The following is a 22230-nucleotide window of genomic DNA, read 5'->3' as shown; positions in this document are numbered from 1 at the left end:
CATAAATAATGAAAAAATAGTTATAATTTGATAAAATATCAGAAAAGCTATGTTATAGTTTTAGAGCTGTGCTGTTTCAACTGATTCTAAAACGGCTGATAAAACACTTGCAAAAGTTGAAAAAATGCTGTATACTATAGTCATTGGAATTAGCTGAGACAGCACAGCGTGTTAAAATAAGGCTTAGTCCGTATTCAACCTCGAGAGGGGTCGCACCGATTCGGTGCTTTTTTTGTTTCCGCTTTCATTATACTATATCTAAAAAAATTATGATAGCTTTATATAAAACAAATTACAATACTAATGGAATACCCATACAAAAAAACAACCAGCCGTCTTGACTGGTTGTTTTTCGGAGATTATGAAAAATATTTAGGATTGATATCAGTATACCCTAGACTGATTTTTCGGACATCGGTCTTAGGGCTGATTTACCGATTTCTAATTAACCAAGGTCAAGAAATCTTTTGCAAGCTTGATAGGTTTGCTCTAGGAGCATGGTAATGGTCATAGGACCTACTCCACCAGGTACAGGAGTAATATAGCTTGCTAGCTCCTTAACTTCATCGTAGGCTACATCACCAATCAACTTACCATTCTCATCACGGTTCATACCGACATCAATAACGACAGCTCCTTGCTTAACAAAGTCCTTGGTCACAAAATGGCCACTGCCAATGGCTACGACCAAGATGTCTGCTTCACGTGCTACTTGCTCAAGATTTTCCGTTCGTGAATGGGCAATAGTTACGGTCGCATTCGCATCTAAGAGAAGTTGGGCCATGGGTTTTCCAACGATGTTACTCCGACCAATCATAACCGCCTTTTTACCTGCTGGATCGATTCCATATTCACGCAACAACTCCATAATTCCTGCAGGAGTTGAGGGAATCATAACAGGGTGTCCGCTCCAAAATTTCCCCATATTCATTGGATGGAAACCATCCACATCCTTACTTGGATCAATAGCCAGTAAGACAGCTTCTTCATCCATATGAGCAGGTAAAGGCAACTGAACCAAAATCCCGTGCCACTCTGCGGCCTGATTATAGTGAGCAATGACTGCCAACAGCTCCTCTTGTGTCGTTGATGCTTTCAAACGCACGACTTCACTGCGGAAACCAGCTGCTAGTGCTGAACGCTCTTTATTACGGACATAAACCTGACTGGCTGGATCATCACCTACCAAAATAACGACCAAGCCTGGCTCTATGCCTACTTGCTCTTTTAATGCTACTGTTTTCTCTGCCAATTGTTCCTGTAATTTAGCCGCCAAGGCTTTCCCGTCCATTCTTGTCATATTCATCTCCTTTTCATATGTTTTTCATTATATCAAAAATGTGCGTCCAACTCTAGCACTTTTTTGCTAGTAATTGTCATAGCCTTTAGCTATAAGTAAACACCGCTGAACACCAGTCCAGCGGCTGTCTTTATAATACTTTTGATAAGAAATTCTTCGTTCGTTCTTCCTTGGTTTCTTCGAAGATTTGCTTCGGAGTCCCATCTTCTACGACAACGCCACCATCCATAAAGATAACACGGTCAGCCACTTCTCTGGCAAAGCCCATTTCATGGGTGACAATCACCATGGTCATACCAGATTTTGCCAAATCTTGCATAACGCTTAAAACCTCTCCAACCATTTCGGGATCAAGGGCTGAAGTCGGTTCATCAAATAATAGGACATCTGGATCCATAGCTAGCCCACGTGCAATCGCAATCCGCTGCTGCTGACCGCCTGATAAACTCTGAGGGTAGGCATGAGCCTTATCCGGCAAGCCAACTTTTTCTAGCAAATCATAGGCAATTTTTTCAGCTTCACTCTTTGCTAATCCCTTGGTCTTCATCGGTGACAGGGTAATATTGTCTAACACCGACATATTAGGAAAAAGATTGAATTGTTGAAAGACCATGCCCATTTTTTCTCGCATCTTAAAAATATCATTTGACTTATCCGTAATGTCAACGCCTTCAAAGGTCACCGTTCCCTTGGTCGGTACCTCAAGCAAATTCATTGTTCGCAAGAAGGTTGATTTTCCACTACCGGACGGTCCAATGATCACAACAACCTGACCCTTCTCAATATCCAAATCAATCCCTTTTAGCACTTCATTCTTCCCAAATGATTTATGCAGATTTTTGATGGAAATAATTGTCTCACGCATGAGTTTGCCCTCCTTTGTTTAACTGTCTCTCAAATGCTTGAATGGCTAAGGTCAGCACGCTGGTCATGACAAGATAATAAGCTGCCGCAAACAAGAGAGGTGTCAGGGTCAAATAGGTCGTTGCCGCAACAGTTGTCGCACCATTCCACAATTCCATTACACCGATTGTTGACAAGAGGGAGCTATCTTTTAAAATGGTCACAAATTCATTCCCCAAAGCTGGTAAAATATTCTTAATAGCCTGTGGCATAATGACTGATTTCATAGCTTCAAAAGGACGAATTCCTAATGAATAAGCTGCTTCTAACTGTCCCTTTGGAACGGCATTGATACCAGCCCGTACCGTTTCCGACACATAGGCACCACTATTCATAGAAATAACAATAATCCCTGGCAACAAGCGTGACAAATCAACAGATAAAATTCCCAATTCAAAAGTCGGTGCCGTTATATTCATCACGGCAAAGGAAATCATGATTTGTACTACCATAGGGGTACCTCGAAAAATCCAGACATAGATATTGGCCAACCAGGCTAAGGGGCGGAATTTGCTACGCTGAGCAAAGGCCAGCAAAATTCCTAGGATACTCCCAAAAAATACAACCAAAGCTGCTATTAAGAGCGTAACAATCGCTCCATAGTTAAAATAATCCCAATACTTGGGAAGAAATGAAAAATCCATTTACGAACTCCTTTTCAAACTGGATGCTTCTTATTATACCATTTTTGAATAAAAATACAATAGTTTTGTTTAAATATTCAATTCACAAAAAAAGCACCGCAGTGCTTTTCATTCTTCATCAGAAATTAGTATAGTAATTCATAAATTTCCATTGCAATCAAGTCAATGCTGTCAAACGTATAGGTTTCACGCGCTTTTACATCACGAAGAGTAAAGACTGAACCATTTTCTTCATCGAAACTGTAAGCAACTTCCGCAACGACAACTCCGTCACGTTCAAAATTTCGTTTTAAGGTTCCACCGTCTGTTGCCATTGATTCTAAACGATTAATAATTCGCACTAAATGTGATTCCATATCACTTCTCCTATTTCTAAGTATCTTCGTTACAGGAGTATTCTACCATATTTTCAGTAAAAAGTCTTGCTTTATCCATTTTTCTTCTGTCTTTCCTCTCACTTCTTTCTCATTTTAGATAGCAGATTCTTGCAATTTAGCCAAATCTTGTTATAATAAACTTATATCTGACCTTTATTGACTATTGTTTTTTACAGCACGAAAGCCCATTTTCCTGCATTATCTTCAATATCTCTAAAGGCAGAATTTCTCACAGAAAAGAGGGATTGCCCATGCTTTGTCATAACTGCAATATCAATGATGCAACCATTCATCTTTATACAAATCTAAATGGAAAACAACAACAGGTGGATCTTTGCCACAATTGTTACCAAATCATGAAAACTGACCCCAATAATGCTATTTTAAAAGGACTAGGAGATCTAGCGAATCCAAATAGTATGGATCCCTTTAGCGAATTCTTCAATAATATCGGAGGGATCCCTGGACACACACCAGCTGGAAAGAGTCGCAACCAGACACCTCCAACACAAGCAGGCGGTGGCAATCGTGGCAATAATAGTGGACCAACTCCTCCTCCCCAACAACCAAAGGGCCTCTTAGAAGAATTTGGCATCAATGTCACTGAAATTGCTCGCCGTGGGGATATTGACCCTGTTATCGGTCGAGATGAAGAAATCAAACGTGTCATCGAAATTCTTAACCGTAGGACCAAGAATAATCCTGTTCTAATCGGAGAACCTGGGGTCGGAAAAACAGCTGTTGTTGAAGGTCTAGCTCAAAAAATCGTGGACGGAGATGTCCCACAAAAACTTCAAGGACGAGAAGTCATTCGACTCGATGTGGTTAGCCTTGTTCAAGGAACGGGTATCCGTGGGCAATTTGAAGAACGCATGCAAAAGCTCATGGAAGAAATCCGCAACCGCAAGGAAATCATTCTCTTTATCGATGAAATCCATGAAATTGTCGGTGCTGGTTCTGCCGGTGACGGTAACATGGACGCAGGAAATATCCTAAAACCTGCCCTTGCTCGTGGGGAAATGCAGCTAGTCGGTGCGACAACGCTCAACGAATACCGAATTATCGAAAAAGATGCCGCTTTGGAACGTCGTATGCAACCCGTTAAAGTGGATGAGCCAAGTGTGGACGAGACCATTACCATTCTAAAAGGGATTCAAAGCAAGTACCAAGACTATCATCATGTTAAATACACCGATGAAGCTATTGAAGCGGCTGCCATTTTGTCCAACCGCTACATTCAAGACCGCTTCTTGCCTGATAAGGCTATTGACTTACTAGATGAGGCAGGTTCAAAGATGAACTTGACGCTGAATTTCGTTGATCCAAAAGAAATTGATCAGCGCTTGATTGATGCTGAAAATCGCAAGGCTCAGGCCACCCGTGATGAAGATTTTGAAAAAGCAGCCTACTACCGCGATCAGATTGCCAAATACAAGGAAATGCAAAAAGCGACAATCAGCGAGGAAGATATCCCTGTGATTACCGAAAAAGAAATCGAAGCGATCATTGAGCAAAAAACCAATATTCCAGTCGGTGATTTGAAAGAAAAAGAACAATCGCAATTAATCAATCTTGCAAGTGACCTCAAAGCACACGTTATTGGTCAAGACGATGCCGTTGATAAAATTGCCAAAGCTATTCGCCGCAATCGGGTAGGACTTGGTGCACCAAACCGTCCAATTGGAAGTTTCCTTTTCGTTGGACCCACAGGGGTCGGAAAAACTGAGCTATCCAAACAACTCGCCATCGAACTCTTTGGCTCTGCCGATAGTATGATTCGCTTTGACATGTCCGAATACATGGAAAAACACGCTGTCGCAAAATTAGTCGGAGCCCCTCCAGGCTATGTCGGCTATGAAGAAGCAGGACAATTAACCGAAAAAGTCCGTCGCAATCCTTACTCGCTTATTCTTCTTGATGAGATTGAAAAAGCCCACCCTGATGTCATGCACATGTTCCTTCAAGTCCTTGATGACGGTCGCTTGACAGATGGCCAAGGCCGCACGGTTAGCTTCAAAGATACTATTATCATTATGACCTCAAATGCCGGAACAGGCAAGGTAGAAGCAAATGTCGGCTTCGGTGCTACTATGGAAGGACGTACCCAGTCTGTTCTTGGTCAATTGAGCAATTTCTTTAGCCCAGAATTTATGAACCGCTTTGACGGTATTATTGAATTCCATGCCCTCAGCAAGGAAAATCTCCTTCATATCGTGGACCTCATGCTCCTTGATGTTAATAAACGCTTGGCAACAACTGGTCTGACACTCCATGTGACCGACAAGGTCAAGGAAAAATTGGTGGACTTAGGTTATGATCCAAAAATGGGAGCCCGTCCGCTTCGTAGAACCATTCAAGAACACATCGAAGATGCACTGACAGATTTCTATTTGGAACATCCAGAAGAAAAAGACTTGCGCGCTGTTCTAACTAGCAAGGGTGCTATTTCAATTAAAGCAAAATAAGGCTACTTTATCCGCTATTTATGCTATAATGAGAAAAAATCATCATAGAGGAAGACCAATGACACAGGCAACATTCGGAAAAAAAGAAACAGGGGTAACCTATCAGAATCGCTACGGCGTCTATGCCGTCATTCCTGATCCACAAAAAAAACATATCATTCTCGTGCAGGCTCCTAACGGTGCTTGGTTCCTACCAGGAGGAGAGATTGAAATAGGAGAAAATCACCTGAGTGCTCTTGCACGTGAACTAGTGGAAGAACTGGGATTTACAGCAGAGATTGGCGACTATTATGGGCAGGCAGACGAATACTTTTATTCACGCCACCGAGATACCCATTATTACAATCCTGCCTATATCTATGAAGTGACCAGCTACCAAGAAATTGGACAACCACTAGAAGATTTTAACCACCTCGCTTGGTTTGATATTGAGACAGCCATTGAAAAGCTCAAACGCGGTAGCCACAAATGGGGCATTGAACAATGGAAATTGGCTCATAAACTAGATTAAGGCTAGTCAAATCATCCTAAGAGTGCTATAATAAATGCAAAGAATGATTGGAGGTCACGCATGAAGATCATCAATACGACAAACAGTCAAGCACAACTCGTACAAAACCAGTTAGCAAATACCGATGCCTTTCTGGTGGAAACCTATTCTGCTGGGAATACGGATGTTATTTTTACCCAGGCGCCCCTTCACTACGAACTCTTGATTAGCAATAAATACCGTGCAATTCAAGCTCTTGAAATCGAACGCATCCGTGACTTCTTCCTCAAGCGCAAAATTGACACCACTATCATCAACCAAGCCGGTATCCAAACCATTCATACCGACCGTTTGATAGAAATGTCTATTCCAATTGTGAAATAAAACGAACCATATAACAACAAACACTATCTATTGGTTCCAAAAGGATAGCATTCCATTTTAAACAAAGAACTGACCTCTAACATACAGAGCTCAGTTCTTTTTATTATAGCTTCAAGCCAGATTTTTTCTCTACGAAAAAACACTAGCTGTGCTAGTGCAAAATGTAGACAAATACTATAAATAGCAAACAATTTAAACAGTAGAAGTAAAATGAGATTGTAATTTAACTCTTAGAAAAGCTTCTTTTAATGCTGTTTTTGGAAGCTTTTTTATCGAAAGAAGCAAAAAAAGATTGAAGAAAATAAGCAAAAATGGACTTTGTCTTCAATCTGAGAACTGATTTCCAGTTCTTTTTTTATAGTATATTCTCAAATGTGTCACGGACGTCTTGCGGCCAGACGCTTGATTGGACTTCACCGATGTGTTTTTTGCGGAGAAGGAACATGGCAAGGCGTGATTGGCCAATTCCTCCGCCGATTGAAAGTGGGAAGAGTCCATTTAAAAGTGCCTTATGCCATTCAAATTCCAGTCGATCTTCATCACCTGTAATAGCTACCTGGCGTTTGAGGGCTTCTTCATCCACCCGAATCCCCATAGACGATAATTCAAAGGCAGATTGCAGTTGCTCATTCCACACGAGGATGTCTCCGTTTAAGCCCTTGTAGCCATTTTCAGACGGCGTTGTCCAATCATCATAGTCAGGAGCCCGTCCATCATGCGGTTTTCCATCTGGTAATTCACCACCAATCCCAATGAGGAAAACAGCACCGTATTCTTTCGCGATTACATTTTCTCGTTCTTTAGGCGTCAAATCTGGATAACGCTCTGCCAATGCTTCCGAGTGAATAAAGGTAATCTGCTTAGGCAACACCGCTTCAATATCATAGCGAGCTTCAACAGCTAATTCAGTCAACCGAATGGCCTTGTAAATCAGCTCAACGGTTTCTTTCAAGTAAGCTAGGTTGCGCCTACCGTTTGGAATGACTTTCTCCCAGTCCCACTGGTCTACATAAACCGAGTGAATCGGGTCAAGTGAATCTTCATCTGGACGAAGGGCTTTCATATGGACAAAAAGACCCTCCCCCTCATTAAAGCCAAACCGTGCAAGAGTGTGACGTTTCCATTTCGCCAAAGAATGGACGACCTCATAGGTCGCATCAGGAATCAACTTGACATGGACAGTCACCGCATTTTCAACCCCTGACAAATTGTCCTGCATCCCATCACCGACACGACTCAAAATCGGTCCTTGCACTTCCACAATTTCTAACTTGTCCTTGAGATATTGGGTAAAGGTATTTTTGACAAAGGAAATTTCTTCTTGCTGGTGGATAAAACTCTTCTTCATACTCCATAACCTCCAAAAACTATATTCTTATTATAGACTTTTTAGGGAAGATGTAAAGTAAAATATTAAATTTTCTGATAATTTTGTTACAGCTTGCTAAGTCACTCCTTTAGCAAGCTTTCGAGGGCCTTCCGGCATTCTGGTGTGGCTAGGCGTGGTCCTCTTACTGCTTTAACTCCCAAATCCTTCATCAGCAACAGGGGAAATTCACTATCAGACAGCTCTCGAAGCAGTTCTAGCTTCATATAAACCTGATTTCCCTCAGTGAGATGAGCCTTGCTTACCCGACAGAGATAGCGAATCGCTTGAATCGGTTTTGTCATATAGATACAAACGATATCCTTTGGCTTAATGTTCGGTTTTTGAGTCCATAAAATCTGTCCCTCATTCCGCAATTCCGTATCAATATCATAAAGTGCGGGATTGGCAGGAAGAATCCAATAGCAAGTCTCCGTTAGGGACTGTGCACTTTTCGGTGCAACCAACTGGCGACTCTTTTCCACCAAGGCAAACAAGTCCTCATCTGATAAGCTATCGTCTAAACTGATTGAAATCCAGCTTTTTTTGGACATGTGATAGGCAGGATAAATCCCCCCTCTTCCTACTATATTCTCTATCTGATCTGCTTCTACTTTGACATTGATGATGTCAATTTTTCCTTCTTTATCTGTTCTCTTCAAGACTGTCCACGGCACTTGGGTCATCAAGCCATACCATTTTTGATTCCCAGCATGCCGTAGGGTAGCAATGTCTGGCGCTTTGCTAAAAGGATAATCTGGCTCTTCTTGGAATCGTTTCTGAATATGCCTTATAAGGCGATTACCTTGAGGAGATTGAAAGGGCTCTTCTTCTGCACATTGTTGGACGATTTCATGAAGAATCGCAGCGTAGTTTTCTCGTACTTCACCGACAAATGCTCCAACCGCACGTTGAATGCGAAAGGCATGGTATTCCTCATCCATATCTACATCCCAGACCTGCGCCATAGCTTGATCAGGGACTTTTACCCGTACTCGCGCTTCAAAATGCCCATTCATAAAAGGCTGATGAACTGCCCACCAACCATCTGTTTCTTGAAAACCGTAGGCAACTAAACGCTCTTTCTGCCAGATTTGATTCTTGAAAAAAGTATCTTCAAACAGCATCTTGCTCTCCTTTCTTTCTAAGACTATCGTGAATTGAATAAATTTTAGGACATCGTTATACTCTATAAAAATCAAAATCTGACTAGGCAACGAAATCGTAGCTAGAACTGAAGTTCAGCAAGGTGAGTTAACGACGTCAGATTTTAATTTTTGACGAGTATAAGTCGCTTTGCTTCAATAGTCCAGTAGACTGTTGAAGGTTGGAAATAGGGATTATGGAGTAATCCTCAATTAATGCCAGTTCCATCTGCAACTCCTTGCCTTGTCCTATTCCTTCATAAGATACGAGGGCGTATAAAGCACAAAGTGAAAATAGGAAGTCTGACGAAGAGCCAAAGGAGAGTTTGCTCTGCAAACTCCTATCACTCACCTCCAAAGGTATACTATACCTTTGGAGCTAGGAAGACTTATCCCTAAAGGGAGCCTCAGCTGTAACCAGCTAAAGCTGGACATCTGCGTCTCTTTTTTACACAGCTCTTAGTCCGTGTTCAGTTCTCAATCCACTATATTTTTGGACTTATTTCTGCTAGAGTCATCATTAAAGAAGTGACTGTGGGAACTCAAACCAAGAAGGAACAACGAGGAACATCGGTTTTTGTAATCTTTCGATTAGCCCCTGTCAGTCCTGTAAAAAAGAGTGCGGAAGCGTTCAATCGACATTCCCCACTCTTTTCTCAAAATAGCCTTAATGAGCTGTATCATCCTTTTCTTTTTCTTCACCATTTTCCATGGCTTTTTTAAAGGAGGAAATCATTTTACCAATGGATTCGCCCAGCTCTGGTAAGCGTTTTGGTCCAAAAATCAAGAGGGCACCCAAGACCAAGATAATCATTCCCGGCGCACCAATATCACGTAAGATTCCCATAATAGGTTCTCCTTTTTTCTTTTTTTCGATAGAGCCATTTACTGATACCAACACTTACTTCATAGATGAGGATAAGGGGAACCGTCATGGCTAAATCACTTGTAAAATCAGCTGGCGTGATGACCACTGCAATCACGAGCAAGGTAAAGTAGGCATGTCTTCTATATTGTACCAAAAATCGTGGACTAAGGATACCAAGGGAGGTCAAAAATGCCACTAAAACAGGTATTTCAAACAAAACAGCCATCGGGATTGTCGTATGCAATAAGAAAGCCAGATAATTTTGTGCTGTTAATTGCGTATCAAAGAGCCCATCTCCGAATGACAAAAGAACCTGTAAGAGAGCTGGACTAACCAGATAAAACCCAAATAGTAAGCCCAAGGCAAAGCAGCAAAAGACTGCTGGAATATACCAGAAAATACTTCTGGCTTCTCCTTTATCAAGCGCTGGAACTACAAAAGCCCAAACTTGATAGGTCAAAAACGGCAAGGTCAGCGTAAAGGCTAGGAGGCTGGCTATATTGATATAAATCCATAATATATCGTTAGGACCCAAGACAATCAATTTCTGAGAAAATCCCTGAGTCAAAAACTGGTAAATACTTCTCGAAAAATAGAGACTGATCAAAAAACTAACGAAGAAAAAGGATAGGGTCCAAATAAAACGGCTCCGAAATTCGGTCAAATGCTCGACAACGGTTAGTTCTTGTTTAGTGTGCATGATGTTCTCGATTCTTCCACGTTAAGCAAGCAATCAAGAGGATGAGAAAGACCTGTGGTAGCAGAATTTCTAGACTTGGATACAGACCAATCATATCTATTGTTGGAATCCCTCTCACTACATGACTCGGCAGGATATTGGTCAATTGTAAGGCATGGATACTAACTCCCAACATCTTAAAGGCAAGGGCATAAATCAGCCAAGTCAGATAGAAAAATACCTTATGTGGCTTGATTTTGCTCGTTGTTTTCAGCATGACAACAGCTAAGAGTAAAAGGACTAAAAAGGCTAGACTAATTCCTAATAGAAAGTCATTGAGGCTAATCTTTGGTAGGATACCTGCATAAAAGAGAATGGTTTCTGCCCCCTCACGAAAGACCGCTAGAAAACTCAAGGCAAACATTGAAAGGAAACTACCGCTTGCCGTCACCACCCGCATCCGCTGCTCCATATAGGCATTCCACTTCTTGACAGAAGATTTACTGTGGAGCCAAATACCAATGACAACCATCATCACAACCGCAACAATCCCCACCAAGCCCTCAATGATTTCACGATTGGCACCAGAGGAGAGCCTTGGGAAAAATTGGTGCAAGGCAATAGCCAACAAGGCACTAGCTAATAAACCAACGACAGCTCCGCCATAAACCCAAAGCAAGCCTTTTTTCTGCTTGCTAGCTTTTAGAGTAGATACTAAAGCCATCACAATGAGAAGAGCCTCAACTCCCTCCCGTAGAAGGATTAGCATCGCATCGAAGACATTGTAGCTGGCTGAGGGATCGATGCTTGCCAAATCAGCAATTAACTGGGCTAGTTTTTCTTGATAAGCCTCTTCGTCACCGCGTACCATGATAACGGGCGACTCACTCTCGACACGAGTGTAGAGACTTGGATTCCGTGTACTAACATCTCCTTCAATGGTCGGCCAAATGGTGATAAATTCCTTCATCAGAGAAGCCCCTTTGGTCTTATCACCCGCTTCAAAAGCAGTTTGTGCTTGCTTGAGCAGATCAATCCCATCTGTTAAGGTTACATCCGTTGCAGCTGTAGCTACCTCTTGACCAGCTACAAAGGCTTGAATAGCATTTTTTAAATCATCAAATGATGTTTGAATACTGCCATAGTCTACAGGTTCTGTTTCAATACTACTGCGTAAGAAAGAAATGGCTGTTTCAATTTTTCCGTAATGCCCTGTGCTAGTATCACGAACAATTCGCTCATTCACTGTCCACGTACTATTGAGTTTTTTGTAGTTCTCCTTGACACTGTCAATCTCCTTGCGCTCAATCGCTTCCTGCAAAAGGTCAAAGGCAGGAGATAACTTGTTCATCAGTTTTTCTTTTTCAGCAGTAACATCAACAGGATGTTGTTCCGCTTCAAAGTCCAACAAGGCTTTAGAAACAGCCACTAGTTTTTCTTCTGTCGGTTCTTGTTCCAATTCCGCTAGGCGGTTGGTCACCATCTGACCAGCCTTGGAATCATGGTTTTCAACCTGGGCAAAATCCGTCTGTAACTGGGCAATCAACTGACTAGCGAAAGCCTGATCTCCTCTTTGCAAAGCTCTCGTTGCATCTGTAATAGTGATAAAGAGGTGACTATAGGAATCTGTCGCTGAAACAGGTCTTGCAAAAAAGACGAGAGCAAGAAAGGCAATAAGCGCCAGTTTATTCAAATAAGGCTTGACCAATGTACTCTCCTTTTTTCACGCCTGCAAAACAAGCAAATAAACCACTTCCAACATGGGTGATGTACTCGTTTAACTTGTCTACGTTACCTAGATTATGTTGAATCGTAATAAATTGTTGGGGATCTTTCTGAAAAGAGATAAATAACAAACCTGAGTCAAATTGTCCTGTTACCTCATCAATACCATCTGAATAAGAATAGGCGCGACGATAGATTTCAACACCTGTTTCCTTTGCTAGTCTGACATGAGAATCAACTGGTACAAGGGGTTCTCCCTTATCATCTTTTAAGTCCAAATCGACTTCATCAAACTCATCTTTCTTTCCAAAGGGTGCACCGCTTTCTTTATAGCGACCAAAGGTATTTTCCTGTTCATTTAGGCTGGTTCTGTCCCATGTTTCCAGAAACATTTGGATACGGCGGACTGCCATATAGGTGCCTCCCCGCATCCAGTTAGAATCCTCACACCAGATGATATCCTGAAATTGCTCTTTTTTCGTCGCATTTGCCGTGCCATCTTTAAATCCAAACAGGTTTCGTGGCGTTTCCTTACGGTTGCCAATCGCTGCAAAACCAGCTTGACTCCATTTCATGGTTACGAGGCTGCGACCTTTTCGGACGAGATTTCGGACAGCATGAAAGGCAACTTGTGCATCGTCAGCACAGGCTTGGATTACAATATCTCCTCCAGTATAGGCTTCCTTGAGCTGATCCCTTGGAAAGACTGGCAAATCTCGAAATTCTTTTGGTTTCTTACTTTCCAATCCTAGCTTGGTCAAGAAAGCGGGTGAAATCCCAAAAGTAAGAGTCAGGCGGTGAGGGTTCAGACCAACCGTTTCCCCTGTATCAAATGGTGGAAGATAGCCATTATCTCCATCTTCTTTTACTAGCTTTCCAGTCACTAATTTCTCACTGTAATCTGTCCAATCCTTGAACATCTGAATGACTTCAGCCTTGTCTGTTGAATGCAGGTCAAGCACAACGAAATACACATTTTTCTGGGTTGGAGTCACGATTCCTGCCTGATGTTCTCCATAAAAAGAAATGTCTTCTTGTCCGTCTGATTTTGCAGTCTCGCCAGTCACTTTATGTGCGAAAAAAGCAGATGCCCCAGAGGCTCCGAGCGCAAGCCCAGCTCCTCCTATACCTGCTTTTTTTAAAAATTCGCGACGATCCATTTTTTTATCAAACCATTTTTCGTCTTTTGTCATTTCTTACTTCCCGTCCAAGATAATCCCCATTTGAGAAAGTGGCTCACCGAGTTTTGTCACAGCCTCAGCTAGTTTTTTGGTGTCTTCTGTACTCAAATCTGTGTAGAGTTTATAGTGCGTATCATCTGTCATGTATTGATCCAGCAGACCATTCACATTCTTGAATTCTTTTTCAAGAGTCATAACGAGACTAGCATCTTTGTTCTCCAAGCTTGGCTTAAAGAGTTCAAAAATCTTCTCTGCTCCTTCGATGTTGGCTCTGAAATCATATAAGTCTGTGTGGGAATACACTTCTTCTTCCCCGGTAATCTTGCTTGTGGCTACTTCGTTGAGCAAATCAACTGCCCCTGTCAGCATAATCTCAGGTGTCACTTCAACAGTCGCAATTTTCGCCTTCAATTCCTTGATGTCATTGACCAATTGATTCGCATACTGCTCCGTACCTGTTGTGGTATTTTCTTCCCAAAGAATCTTTTCAATGCGGTGGAAACCTGACCAACCTTCCTCAGTCTTATTCTCTTCCATGTAGTCAACCAAGCGGAAATCAATTTTCACATCTGATTCGCCAAAACTTTCAGCAATCGGTTCTGAACGCTCATAGGCCATTCGAATGACTGGATAGACTGTTTTCGCTTCTTCTAATTTGCCATCTTTGAGTAATTGGGCAAAATTTTCCGTATCGGTCAACAATTGTCCAATCTGCTCTTCTACAAATGCCTTGTAATCAACAGTTGCTTTATCAAGCGCTTGTTGGTCCACTTGAACCGCCGTGCTTTCACTTGTCGCCTGTTTTTCTTGTGTCGTAGGCGCACACGCTGTCAATAGGACTGCCGATAATAAAACAATACCAAGTTTTTTCATTCTAACTCCCTTTCATTAAAAACCTATCTCCATTATAGCACAGTTTTTCTCATTTTCAAGCAATTATCTGACAATTATCATTTAATACTCTATTACTATCAGTACCATTCTCCCCTCCTGATACTACAGATTTCAGCAGTATATTTTTAGAATTACCCAATAAAAATAAGGAGATTCGATAGATAAATCTCCTTATTTTATAGCAATATTAACCTTCTTTCAGCTGAACACCATTAGCAATCAAGCGCTCTACACTCACCTTACCAATCCCTTGCAGAGCCAACAAATCCTTTTTCTTAAACGACTGAAAATCTTCTGGTCGAATCAAGCCTTCTTCAAGCAAGGATTGAACGGCTCCACTTGGTAAACCTGCAAATAGCGGATTGCGTACTGTATGAAGCTCAAATTCTTCCTGATAATACTCTTCATAGTGCTTTCGTAACCATTCAAAGACAATTTCTGTCCCAAACAGAAACTCCTCTAATCCATCGAATAAGGAAAGACTTGAAATTTCAAAATACCCCTCTTTTGCCATCGAAAACATCGTACGTGCACTTTCTACATCTCTAGAAAAGTCAAGAGCAGGTAAGAAATTCTCATCCAGATCTACCATTTTCTTAAAGAGACGCTGGGCATCCAGACTCCGTTCTGTGATAATCGCCAACACAAGGAGTTTCCCAATCATCTCCGCATCCTCTTTGTGTTCTTTCTGGTTTGCAAATTTCACAGCCTTGTCCCATTGGTAAAGAAAACAATAAAGTACCATCATCATGTACCGACTTCCCAAATTATCACTAGGGTTCATCCGATAGAGTTCTTCAAAATGTTTCAAAGCCTGTGGATACAGTTTTTGGTTAAAATACTGAAAAGCCAAACGATTTTTCAAGCGCATATAGGGCCGTTCTTTGAAATTCACCCAACCAGATCGGTCTCCTTTTAACCACTTTTTCCGCTCCTGACTCTCGAATTCCTTGAGTTGGGATAATACTTCCAATTGGTTAACTGACTCTACTTCCAACTGGGCAATCTTTGCATCTACATTCTCTTTGTCTCGTTCCAAAATTTGCTGAGCGAGTTGTAAACGTCTTGTATCCTCTCTTTCGTAGGCTAATTCTTCCAGCAAATCAGACAATTCCATGAAACCGACCTGACCTTGATGTTTTTTTCGATTTTGCTCATTGTATAGGTTCATATAAGCTGCGACCGCTTCTTCAACACTTTCATATTCTGTGAGGTGTTCCTCTAAAAATGTTTCAACATTGCCAAATAATTCCTCTGTTAGATGACTCATTCCGTTTTCCTTTATTTTTTTACAAAAACAATGCTATTTTTTCAATCCATTCATCAGCTATGTTCAATTGCTTGACAAATCAGTTGAACAGTCGCCTCTAAACTCAGCTCAGCTGACAGCAAGACTTCTTCTTCCCAGCCAAGATAGTCCTTATCAATCCACCACCATTTCATATCCTCCGGTGTAAAATCAGCTCTTTTGGAACGAGTAGCATGCCGCTTAACCGTTTCTTCAAAGGGGATATCATAGTAATAGGCATAGACACGAGGAGCAAACAGCTGATGCAATTGCGCTAGCATCTCCCCATAAATATCAGCTTCATAAAAGCCTTCAACAATGACCAGCAAATCCTCTGCATGCCCGAAGCGTGCAATGGTTTCTGTTAGCCCAATGGATAAATTCCTTGGCTCAACTTTTTCTTTCAACATGGTTCTTCTAACATTATCTTGAGAAACCACCAAGGTTTTACGGCCATAGTGATGTTGCAAGGCCTCTGCCAGACTCGTCTTTCCTGAACCAGAATTGCCGCGGATAATGACCAAGGTAGACACTAGCTTACTCCTGTCATCAAGCGAACGTATTCTCGCTTGATACAACGATTCATCACCACATCGTCACGACCTGCAGTTTCTAAAATAGCGGCTGCCTCTTCGTTTTGAAGCTCTAATTGGGCCCAGAAAATCTTGGCATTTGTTTCAACAAACTCACGTGCCACATCTGGCAAAAACTCGCTTCTACGAAAGACATTCACGATGTCAACCGCTACAGGAACATCTGCCAGAGTTGCATAGACCGTTTCCCCTAAAATCTCGCTGCCAGCTAGACGAGGATTGATTGGGATAATCTGATACCCCATGTCCTGCATAAATTTCGCAATGCGGTTGCTGACTGTTTCTTCACGATTGGACAAGCCAACCACTGCAATGGTCTTGCTATTAGCTAGATAACTCTTCACTTGTTCATCTGTTGGATTTTGAAATTCGTACATGGTACTTCCTCCTTTTTCTTTATTATATCATGAAAACCCTCACATTTTGCAAAAATAAAAGGCCTGAAATCAACAGATTTTCTGTCAACTTCAAACCCTTTAACTACCATTCACATTGTCCACTCTTGGCAACATGAAGCTAAAATCGTTCAACCTAATGCGCTCATTTTCCCATTTCTAGGCTCGGAACTAAAGCACCTCACCAAGTTACTCGAGTACTAACACTTATAGGCACGAGGCTAAAATGATTCACTGAACTACCCTCGCTTTCGGGTTTCTGGGCTCGGGGCTAAAACAGTCCACTGGACATTACTCCCGCTTTCCTATTTTTAGGCACGAGGCTAAAACAGTCCACTGGACTGTTTTACTCCTCGACAAACTGGCTGTTGTACAGATTGGCATAGAAGTCATTTTGAGCCATCAGAGCATCATGATTGCCTTGTTCAATGATATTGCCGTCTTTCATCACTAAGATGAGATCAGCATTTCGGATAGTGGATAGACGGTGAGCGATGACAAAGGACGTACGGCCTTCCATCAGTTTATCCATTGCCTTCTGGATCAATTCCTCTGTCCGTGTATCAACAGAGCTGGTTGCCTCATCAAGGATAAGAAGGGGAGCATTTTTCAGCAAGGCACGTGCAATGGTTAGCAATTGTTTTTGCCCGACAGATAAGTTTACCGTATCATCTAGCAGGGTATCGTAGCCTTTCGGCAAGGTCATGATAAAATGGTGAACTCCGACTGCTTTTGCTGCTTCGATAACCGCTTCATCTGAAACATTGCTTTGGTTGTAAATCAGATTTTCCTTAATCGTTCCCTCAAAGAGCCAGGTATCTTGTAAGACCATACTAAAAGCATCATGAACTTCAGAACGTTTCATATTTTTGGTATCAATCCCGTCAATCAAAATACGGCCTTGATCAATGTCATAGAACTTCATCAAGAGATTGACAATGGTCGTCTTTCCAGCTCCTGTTGGTCCCACAATAGCAATTTTTTGCCCGGCCTTAGCTGTTGCGGAGAAGTCATGGATAATGGTCTTATCAGCAGAATAGCCAAAGGAAACGTGATCAAATGTAACATCGCCTTTTATAGTCCTGAGTTGTTGTGCCTTATGGCTGTCCACCTCCATTTCAGGCTCACCCAAGAATTCAAACACACGACCCATCGCAGCGCTAGCTGATTGTAAGACTGTCAAACCTTGGGCAATCTGAGAAAGGGGTTGAGAGAAGATTCGAACATAGACCATGAAGGCCACAATCGTTCCCATGGTTGCATTGCCTTTCAGGGTCAAGGCTGCTCCTGTCACTACAACCATGACGTAACCAAAGTTCCCAATAAACATCATCATGGGCATCATAATCCCTGAAATGAATTGGGATTTCCACATACTTGTGTAGAGGGCTTGATTGAGATGCTGAAACTCTTCTTTTACAATACGACCCGCATGATAGCTAGCAACCACCGAATGCCCAGAATACATTTCTTCTACATAGCCATTAACATTGGCAAGATTGGTCTGCTGACTTTTGAAGAAGCCCTTTGCACGCCCCATAATGATTCCCACAAATACAAAGCCAAACAAGACAGAAACAATGGTGACAAAGGATAAGGTCACATTGGTCTGAAACATCATAATCAGAGCTGCCACCAAGAGAATACTAGAAGACAGGACCGTTCCCAAACTCTGGTTGAGGGACTGACTAGCCGTATCCACATCATTGGTGACACGGGATAAGGTATCACCTTGCGAATGACTATCAAAATAACGGAGAGGAAGTTTGTTGATTTTTTCTGCAATCGCTGTCCGCAACCGTTTTGAAAAATGCTGAACAATTGTTGAAATAGTAAAGGCTTGCGTATAGTTGACAAGCGCTCCAATTCCGTACAGAATCGCTAGTAACATCGCAATTTCTGACACCTTATCTGTGTCAATTCCTGTCATTAATCCCTTGGTAATCAAGTCTGTAATCTCACTTAATTTATTCGGACCAATCACAGTAATGATACTGGAAATAATGGCTCCAATGATTGCAATCACAAAAGGAAGTTGGAAACCTTTGATATAGGGTTTCATTTGGTTCAATAAAGAAGTTTGTTTATTTTCCATTTTCCAATTCCTCCTTCGATAATTGTGAGTAAGCAATTTCTTGGTACACTTCATTGCTGGCTAGTAATTCTTTATGGCTTCCTTGACCGACCACTTTTCCATTATCAAGAACCAAGATTTGATCCGCATCCATAATAGTTGAAATCCGCTGTGCAACAATCAACTTAGTCATACCAGCAGTACGCTTTGCGAGTTCCTCCCGAAGAGTACGATCCGTACGATAATCAAGAGCTGAGAAGGAGTCATCAAAAATGAGAATTTCAGGCTTTCTGGCAAGGGCACGTGCAATGGCTAAGCGCTGACGCTGTCCTCCAGAAAAATTGCTACCAGACTGGGCCACATGAGAAGAAAGACCATCTTCTTTTTCCTCTACAAAGCCTCTAGCCTGTGCCAAATCCAAGGCCTCCCAAATCGCTTCATCACTGAGTGGACTTTCCTTGCTTTCCCCAAAATCAATATTGCTCCGAATATCTCCCGTAAACAGCACGGCCTTTTGTGGGATATAGCCAACTTTAGCATGCAAATCTGCTGCACTATAATCTCTTACATCAACGCCGTCCAACAGAATCCGTCCTTCACTCACATCATAAAAACGTGGAAGCAGATTGACTAAGGTTGATTTCCCAGAACCTGTCGAACCAATAAAAGCAACTGTATCACCTGCTTTGGCGGTAAAGTTAATCTGCTCAATAACCGCCTCTGACGTATCAGAATAGCGGAAGGTTACATTTTCAAAGACAATTTGGTCTACATTTTCTTGTCCCACTTGCGACACTTGAGGCGAAGTAATGGAAGATGTCAAATCCAAAACCTCGTTAATCCGCTTGGTCGACACCAAGACACGAGGCAAAATGATAAACAAGGCACTCATCATCATAAAGCCCATCACAACCTGCATGGCATAGGACATAAAGACGACCATATCGCTAAAAATAGGCAATTTGTCCATCAACTCTGCTTCATTGATTAGGTAAGCACCAATCCAATAAATAGCCAAGCTCAAGCCACTCGAAATTGTCATCATAACAGGATTCATCAGCGCCATCAAGCGACTAACAAATAGGTTCAAGGCGGTCAATTCTTCATTGGCTTGGGCAAATTTACCATCCTGGTATTCTTCAGCATTGTAGGCACGTACCACACGAATACCTGATAAGCCTTCACGTGTCACACTATTGAGACGGTCAGTCAATTTTTGGACAATTTTCTGTTTTGGAAAAGCAAGGGTTACTAGAATGGTCATCATGACAAGATTGATCAATACTGCCACAATCACCGCCCATAACCAATGATCTGATTTTCCTACAATCTTGGTCAAGGCCCAAATCGCCATAATCGGCCCACGAGTCGCCACCTGCAAGCCCATGGTAAACAAGAACTGAATCTGGGTAAGGTCATTCGTCGTCCGTGTCAGCAAACTAGGAATGCTAAACCGCTTGATTTCGGCATCTGAATAATCCAAGACACGGTAGAAAATATCCTTACGCAAACGAGTTGTAAATCCTGCTGCTAAACGGGAGGCGATAAAGCCCACCATGACCGAACTGGCAAAACTGGCCAAGGACAAACCTAACATCTTTAAACCCGGTTTCCAGAGGTCCGAAGTGGTCGTATCTGGCAATTGCAAAAGTTTGGTGATTTCGGACATATAGCTCGGCACTTCTAATTCCAACCAGACGGTCAAGCACACAAAAGCAATACTGCCTAAAATCATCAACCACTCGCTGATTTTTAATCGTTTTAATAATTGACTCATTCTTTCTCCTTTTGTTCAATCTTCTCTAAATTTTGATGAAGTTGCCGAATCACCTTAGACAGAATCTGTAAGTCTTCTTCCGCAATTCCTTCGACCAACTGCTTGCGCATCTCCGCCCAAAAATCCCCCATACGCTGGCTTTTTTCTCTAGCCGAATCTGACAACCGCACAATTTTCTTTCGCTTATCAATCTTTGACGGTTCTACAACGACAAAACCGTTTTTCTCCATACGCTTGATGAGATTACTAGCCACCGATTTTGAAATCTTCATCTTCTGTTCGATATCCTTGATAAAGATTTCCTCTTGATTATGCAGGGCCAAATAATGCAAGACATGCCCTTGCGGCCCAGCTAATAAATTCATATCATATTCCTTAGCAAGGGTATGGAAAACCGCACCCATTTTATGAGAAAGTTGCTTAAACTCTTGAAGTGGATCTGTTGTCATGGTCATCTTCCTTTCCAAATTCGTTATCATGGGAACAATTTTAGCACGTTCTCAATAGAAGTCAAGAAAAAAGTTTCTATGAGAACGATTTTATCTTAACAATATACTCATAGTTTTGAAAGAGTGTCTCAAAAATGAAAACAACTCCTACCTCCACTTACTTCTTTTCCCCTGAATAGTTATACATATCCAACTCCCACTCATCCTTTAATTTTTGACTGATTGATGATTCCGGTATTACTTGCGCAAAAAAGAGAGCCTGTTGATAAGCTTCTTTTGCGACCGCTAGCTCCTTCCGAAAACAAAGGGCACACTTCCATTCCAGCAGATAGACAACCGCCTTCTTCTGATAATCCTGAGTCAGCTCCATCAGCTGATGTAGCAAGGCAATGACTTCCTCATGTCTATAATCAGAACCGTATTCAATAGCAGCTGTTAGGGAAGCAATCAAGACATCCCTCAAGATAAACCATTCTTCAGCTTTCAACTGTTCGTCTTGTTTCAACAAACAATTCGTCACTTGTTGATAAAAACATTTGTCAAATAACTCTCTCTTTACTTGACAAGCCAAAAAATAAACATGAATGAGCAATAAATCGTTGATACTATAGCATGTTCGCCGCTTTACTTGTTCAAAATAATCATGAAATATTTGTGTCTGTTTAATTGGTTCAATACCAAAGCACATGCGAATCCGACATCTCAATATCCAAATAATCACACGTTCATCTTCTGGTAATTGTTCGTAAAATCGAGTTGCCATTTCGTCAACATAGTGTACCATTTGAGTCAATTTTTCCTCATCTCCAAACGTTGCCAAACGCAAGGTCAAGTATTTCAATTCTAAATAATCCTGTGGAGGAGCGCTATAATACTTCATCAATTGAAAGGTTGGAATGCCTAAACGGGAAGCTATAAATTCGATTTTCGATAACGTAGGCTTTGAATAGCCTAATTCCAATCGTGTTAATTGTCGAATCGACAACTCCGCCTCATCCCCGCATAAATCTTCTTTTGTCCATCTTCTTTTTAAACGTAACTCTCTGATAAACTGTCCAAAATCCATCTATTGTTCCTCTCCCTACTTTAAAAGGAGCTTTGCCAGCTCCTCATTTTCTTATTTCATGTCGCTTAGCAGGCTGTCCACCATTTTAAACCACACAAAAATGTATACAATTCACGTGTCATCTTTTTCCTCCTTTCTGTTCAGATAGATTGATTATACATGAATCC

Annotated in this window: 21 protein-coding genes; 3 read left to right on the top strand and 18 right to left on the bottom strand. The window is 41.7% G+C overall.

The genetic code is table 11. The features are described from left to right. Positions 1-445: 445 nt before the first annotated feature. From J5M87_RS02280 to J5M87_RS02265, 4 genes are all read right to left on the bottom strand, one after another. Positions 446-1300, bottom strand: coding sequence for a bifunctional methylenetetrahydrofolate dehydrogenase/methenyltetrahydrofolate cyclohydrolase (locus tag J5M87_RS02280; protein WP_154608142.1), 855 nt, complete (start codon positions 1298-1300; stop codon positions 446-448). Between the two features lie 130 nt (positions 1301-1430). Beyond that, the gene (locus J5M87_RS02275; RefSeq protein WP_154608141.1) at positions 1431-2165 is read right to left on the bottom strand and encodes an amino acid ABC transporter ATP-binding protein; all 735 of its coding nucleotides are present in this window, start codon (positions 2163-2165) and stop codon (positions 1431-1433) included. After that, positions 2158-2847 (bottom strand): amino acid ABC transporter permease, encoded by a 690-nt coding sequence (locus tag J5M87_RS02270; protein WP_154608140.1) that lies wholly within the window; start codon positions 2845-2847, stop codon positions 2158-2160. Before J5M87_RS02270 ends, J5M87_RS02275 begins: the two co-directional genes overlap by 8 nt. A 125-nt stretch (positions 2848-2972) precedes the next feature. Continuing rightward, the gene (locus J5M87_RS02265; protein ID WP_154608139.1) at positions 2973-3203 is read right to left on the bottom strand and encodes a DUF1797 family protein; all 231 of its coding nucleotides are present in this window, start codon (positions 3201-3203) and stop codon (positions 2973-2975) included. 272 nt (positions 3204-3475) lie between these two features. On the opposite strand from J5M87_RS02265, the gene J5M87_RS02260 reads away from it, so the two are divergent. From J5M87_RS02260 to J5M87_RS02250, 3 genes are read left to right on the top strand one after another with little or no spacing between them, the layout of a single operon-like run. Further along, positions 3476-5689, top strand: coding sequence for an ATP-dependent Clp protease ATP-binding subunit (locus J5M87_RS02260; RefSeq protein WP_154608138.1), 2214 nt, complete (start codon positions 3476-3478; stop codon positions 5687-5689). Positions 5690-5747: 58 nt separating this feature from the next. Further along, positions 5748-6200, top strand: a complete 453-nt coding sequence (locus J5M87_RS02255) for an NUDIX hydrolase (protein WP_154608137.1) — start codon at positions 5748-5750, stop codon at positions 6198-6200. Between the two features lie 60 nt (positions 6201-6260). Beyond that, the gene (locus tag J5M87_RS02250; RefSeq protein WP_154608136.1) at positions 6261-6563 is read left to right on the top strand and encodes a DUF1827 family protein; all 303 of its coding nucleotides are present in this window, start codon (positions 6261-6263) and stop codon (positions 6561-6563) included. A gap of 355 nt (positions 6564-6918) precedes the next feature. Here the strand turns inward: J5M87_RS02250 and asnA are convergent, their stop codons facing one another. From asnA to J5M87_RS02180, 14 genes are all read right to left on the bottom strand, one after another. Then, positions 6919-7911, bottom strand: coding sequence for an aspartate--ammonia ligase (gene asnA, locus J5M87_RS02245; protein WP_154608135.1), 993 nt, complete (start codon positions 7909-7911; stop codon positions 6919-6921). Positions 7912-8012: 101 nt separating this feature from the next. Beyond that, positions 8013-9056 carry an MmcQ/YjbR family DNA-binding protein gene (locus tag J5M87_RS02240; protein WP_154632445.1) on the bottom strand — a complete coding sequence of 348 codons (1044 nt, stop codon included), beginning with the start codon at positions 9054-9056 and terminating at the stop codon, positions 8013-8015. A gap of 685 nt (positions 9057-9741) precedes the next feature. Further along, positions 9742-9921, bottom strand: a complete 180-nt coding sequence (locus tag J5M87_RS02235) for a twin-arginine translocase TatA/TatE family subunit (RefSeq protein ID WP_067088283.1) — start codon at positions 9919-9921, stop codon at positions 9742-9744. Then, the gene (tatC, locus tag J5M87_RS02230) at positions 9905-10642 is read right to left on the bottom strand and encodes a twin-arginine translocase subunit TatC (RefSeq protein ID WP_067088281.1); all 738 of its coding nucleotides are present in this window, start codon (positions 10640-10642) and stop codon (positions 9905-9907) included. Before tatC ends, J5M87_RS02235 begins: the two co-directional genes overlap by 17 nt. Further along, positions 10632-12329, bottom strand: a complete 1698-nt coding sequence (locus J5M87_RS02225) for an FTR1 family iron permease (RefSeq protein ID WP_154608133.1) — start codon at positions 12327-12329, stop codon at positions 10632-10634. The genes tatC and J5M87_RS02225 overlap by 11 nt, the downstream gene beginning before the upstream one ends. Beyond that, positions 12307-13539, bottom strand: coding sequence for an iron uptake transporter deferrochelatase/peroxidase subunit (gene efeB, locus J5M87_RS02220; protein ID WP_154608132.1), 1233 nt, complete (start codon positions 13537-13539; stop codon positions 12307-12309). The genes J5M87_RS02225 and efeB overlap by 23 nt, the downstream gene beginning before the upstream one ends. Before the next feature lie 3 nt (positions 13540-13542). Further along, positions 13543-14400 carry an iron uptake system protein EfeO gene (gene efeO / locus J5M87_RS02215; protein ID WP_154608131.1) on the bottom strand — a complete coding sequence of 286 codons (858 nt, stop codon included), beginning with the start codon at positions 14398-14400 and terminating at the stop codon, positions 13543-13545. 208 nt (positions 14401-14608) lie between these two features. Then, positions 14609-15691, bottom strand: coding sequence for a tetratricopeptide repeat protein (locus J5M87_RS02210; protein ID WP_154608130.1), 1083 nt, complete (start codon positions 15689-15691; stop codon positions 14609-14611). Between the two features lie 53 nt (positions 15692-15744). Beyond that, positions 15745-16242 carry a kinase gene (locus J5M87_RS02205; RefSeq protein WP_160463215.1) on the bottom strand — a complete coding sequence of 166 codons (498 nt, stop codon included), beginning with the start codon at positions 16240-16242 and terminating at the stop codon, positions 15745-15747. Then, positions 16242-16679, bottom strand: a complete 438-nt coding sequence (locus tag J5M87_RS02200; protein ID WP_154608128.1) for a CoA-binding protein — start codon at positions 16677-16679, stop codon at positions 16242-16244. Before J5M87_RS02200 ends, J5M87_RS02205 begins: the two co-directional genes overlap by 1 nt. 364 nt (positions 16680-17043) lie before the next feature. Beyond that, entirely contained in the window at positions 17044-18792 is a 1749-nt protein-coding gene (locus tag J5M87_RS02195) for an ABC transporter ATP-binding protein (protein ID WP_154608127.1), read from the bottom strand. Then, the gene (locus tag J5M87_RS02190) at positions 18782-20548 is read right to left on the bottom strand and encodes an ABC transporter ATP-binding protein (protein ID WP_154608126.1); all 1767 of its coding nucleotides are present in this window, start codon (positions 20546-20548) and stop codon (positions 18782-18784) included. The genes J5M87_RS02195 and J5M87_RS02190 overlap by 11 nt, the downstream gene beginning before the upstream one ends. After that, positions 20545-20997 (bottom strand): MarR family winged helix-turn-helix transcriptional regulator, encoded by a 453-nt coding sequence (locus J5M87_RS02185; RefSeq protein WP_160463216.1) that lies wholly within the window; start codon positions 20995-20997, stop codon positions 20545-20547. Before J5M87_RS02185 ends, J5M87_RS02190 begins: the two co-directional genes overlap by 4 nt. A gap of 157 nt (positions 20998-21154) precedes the next feature. Then, the gene (locus tag J5M87_RS02180) at positions 21155-22063 is read right to left on the bottom strand and encodes a helix-turn-helix domain-containing protein (RefSeq protein ID WP_154608124.1); all 909 of its coding nucleotides are present in this window, start codon (positions 22061-22063) and stop codon (positions 21155-21157) included. Positions 22064-22230 lie beyond the last annotated feature (167 nt).

The organism is Streptococcus sp. zg-86 (assembly GCF_017639855.1).
GTDB classification, from domain to species: Bacteria; Bacillota; Bacilli; order Lactobacillales; family Streptococcaceae; genus Streptococcus; species Streptococcus zhangguiae.
This window is presented reverse-complemented; position numbering and strand designations above follow the sequence as displayed.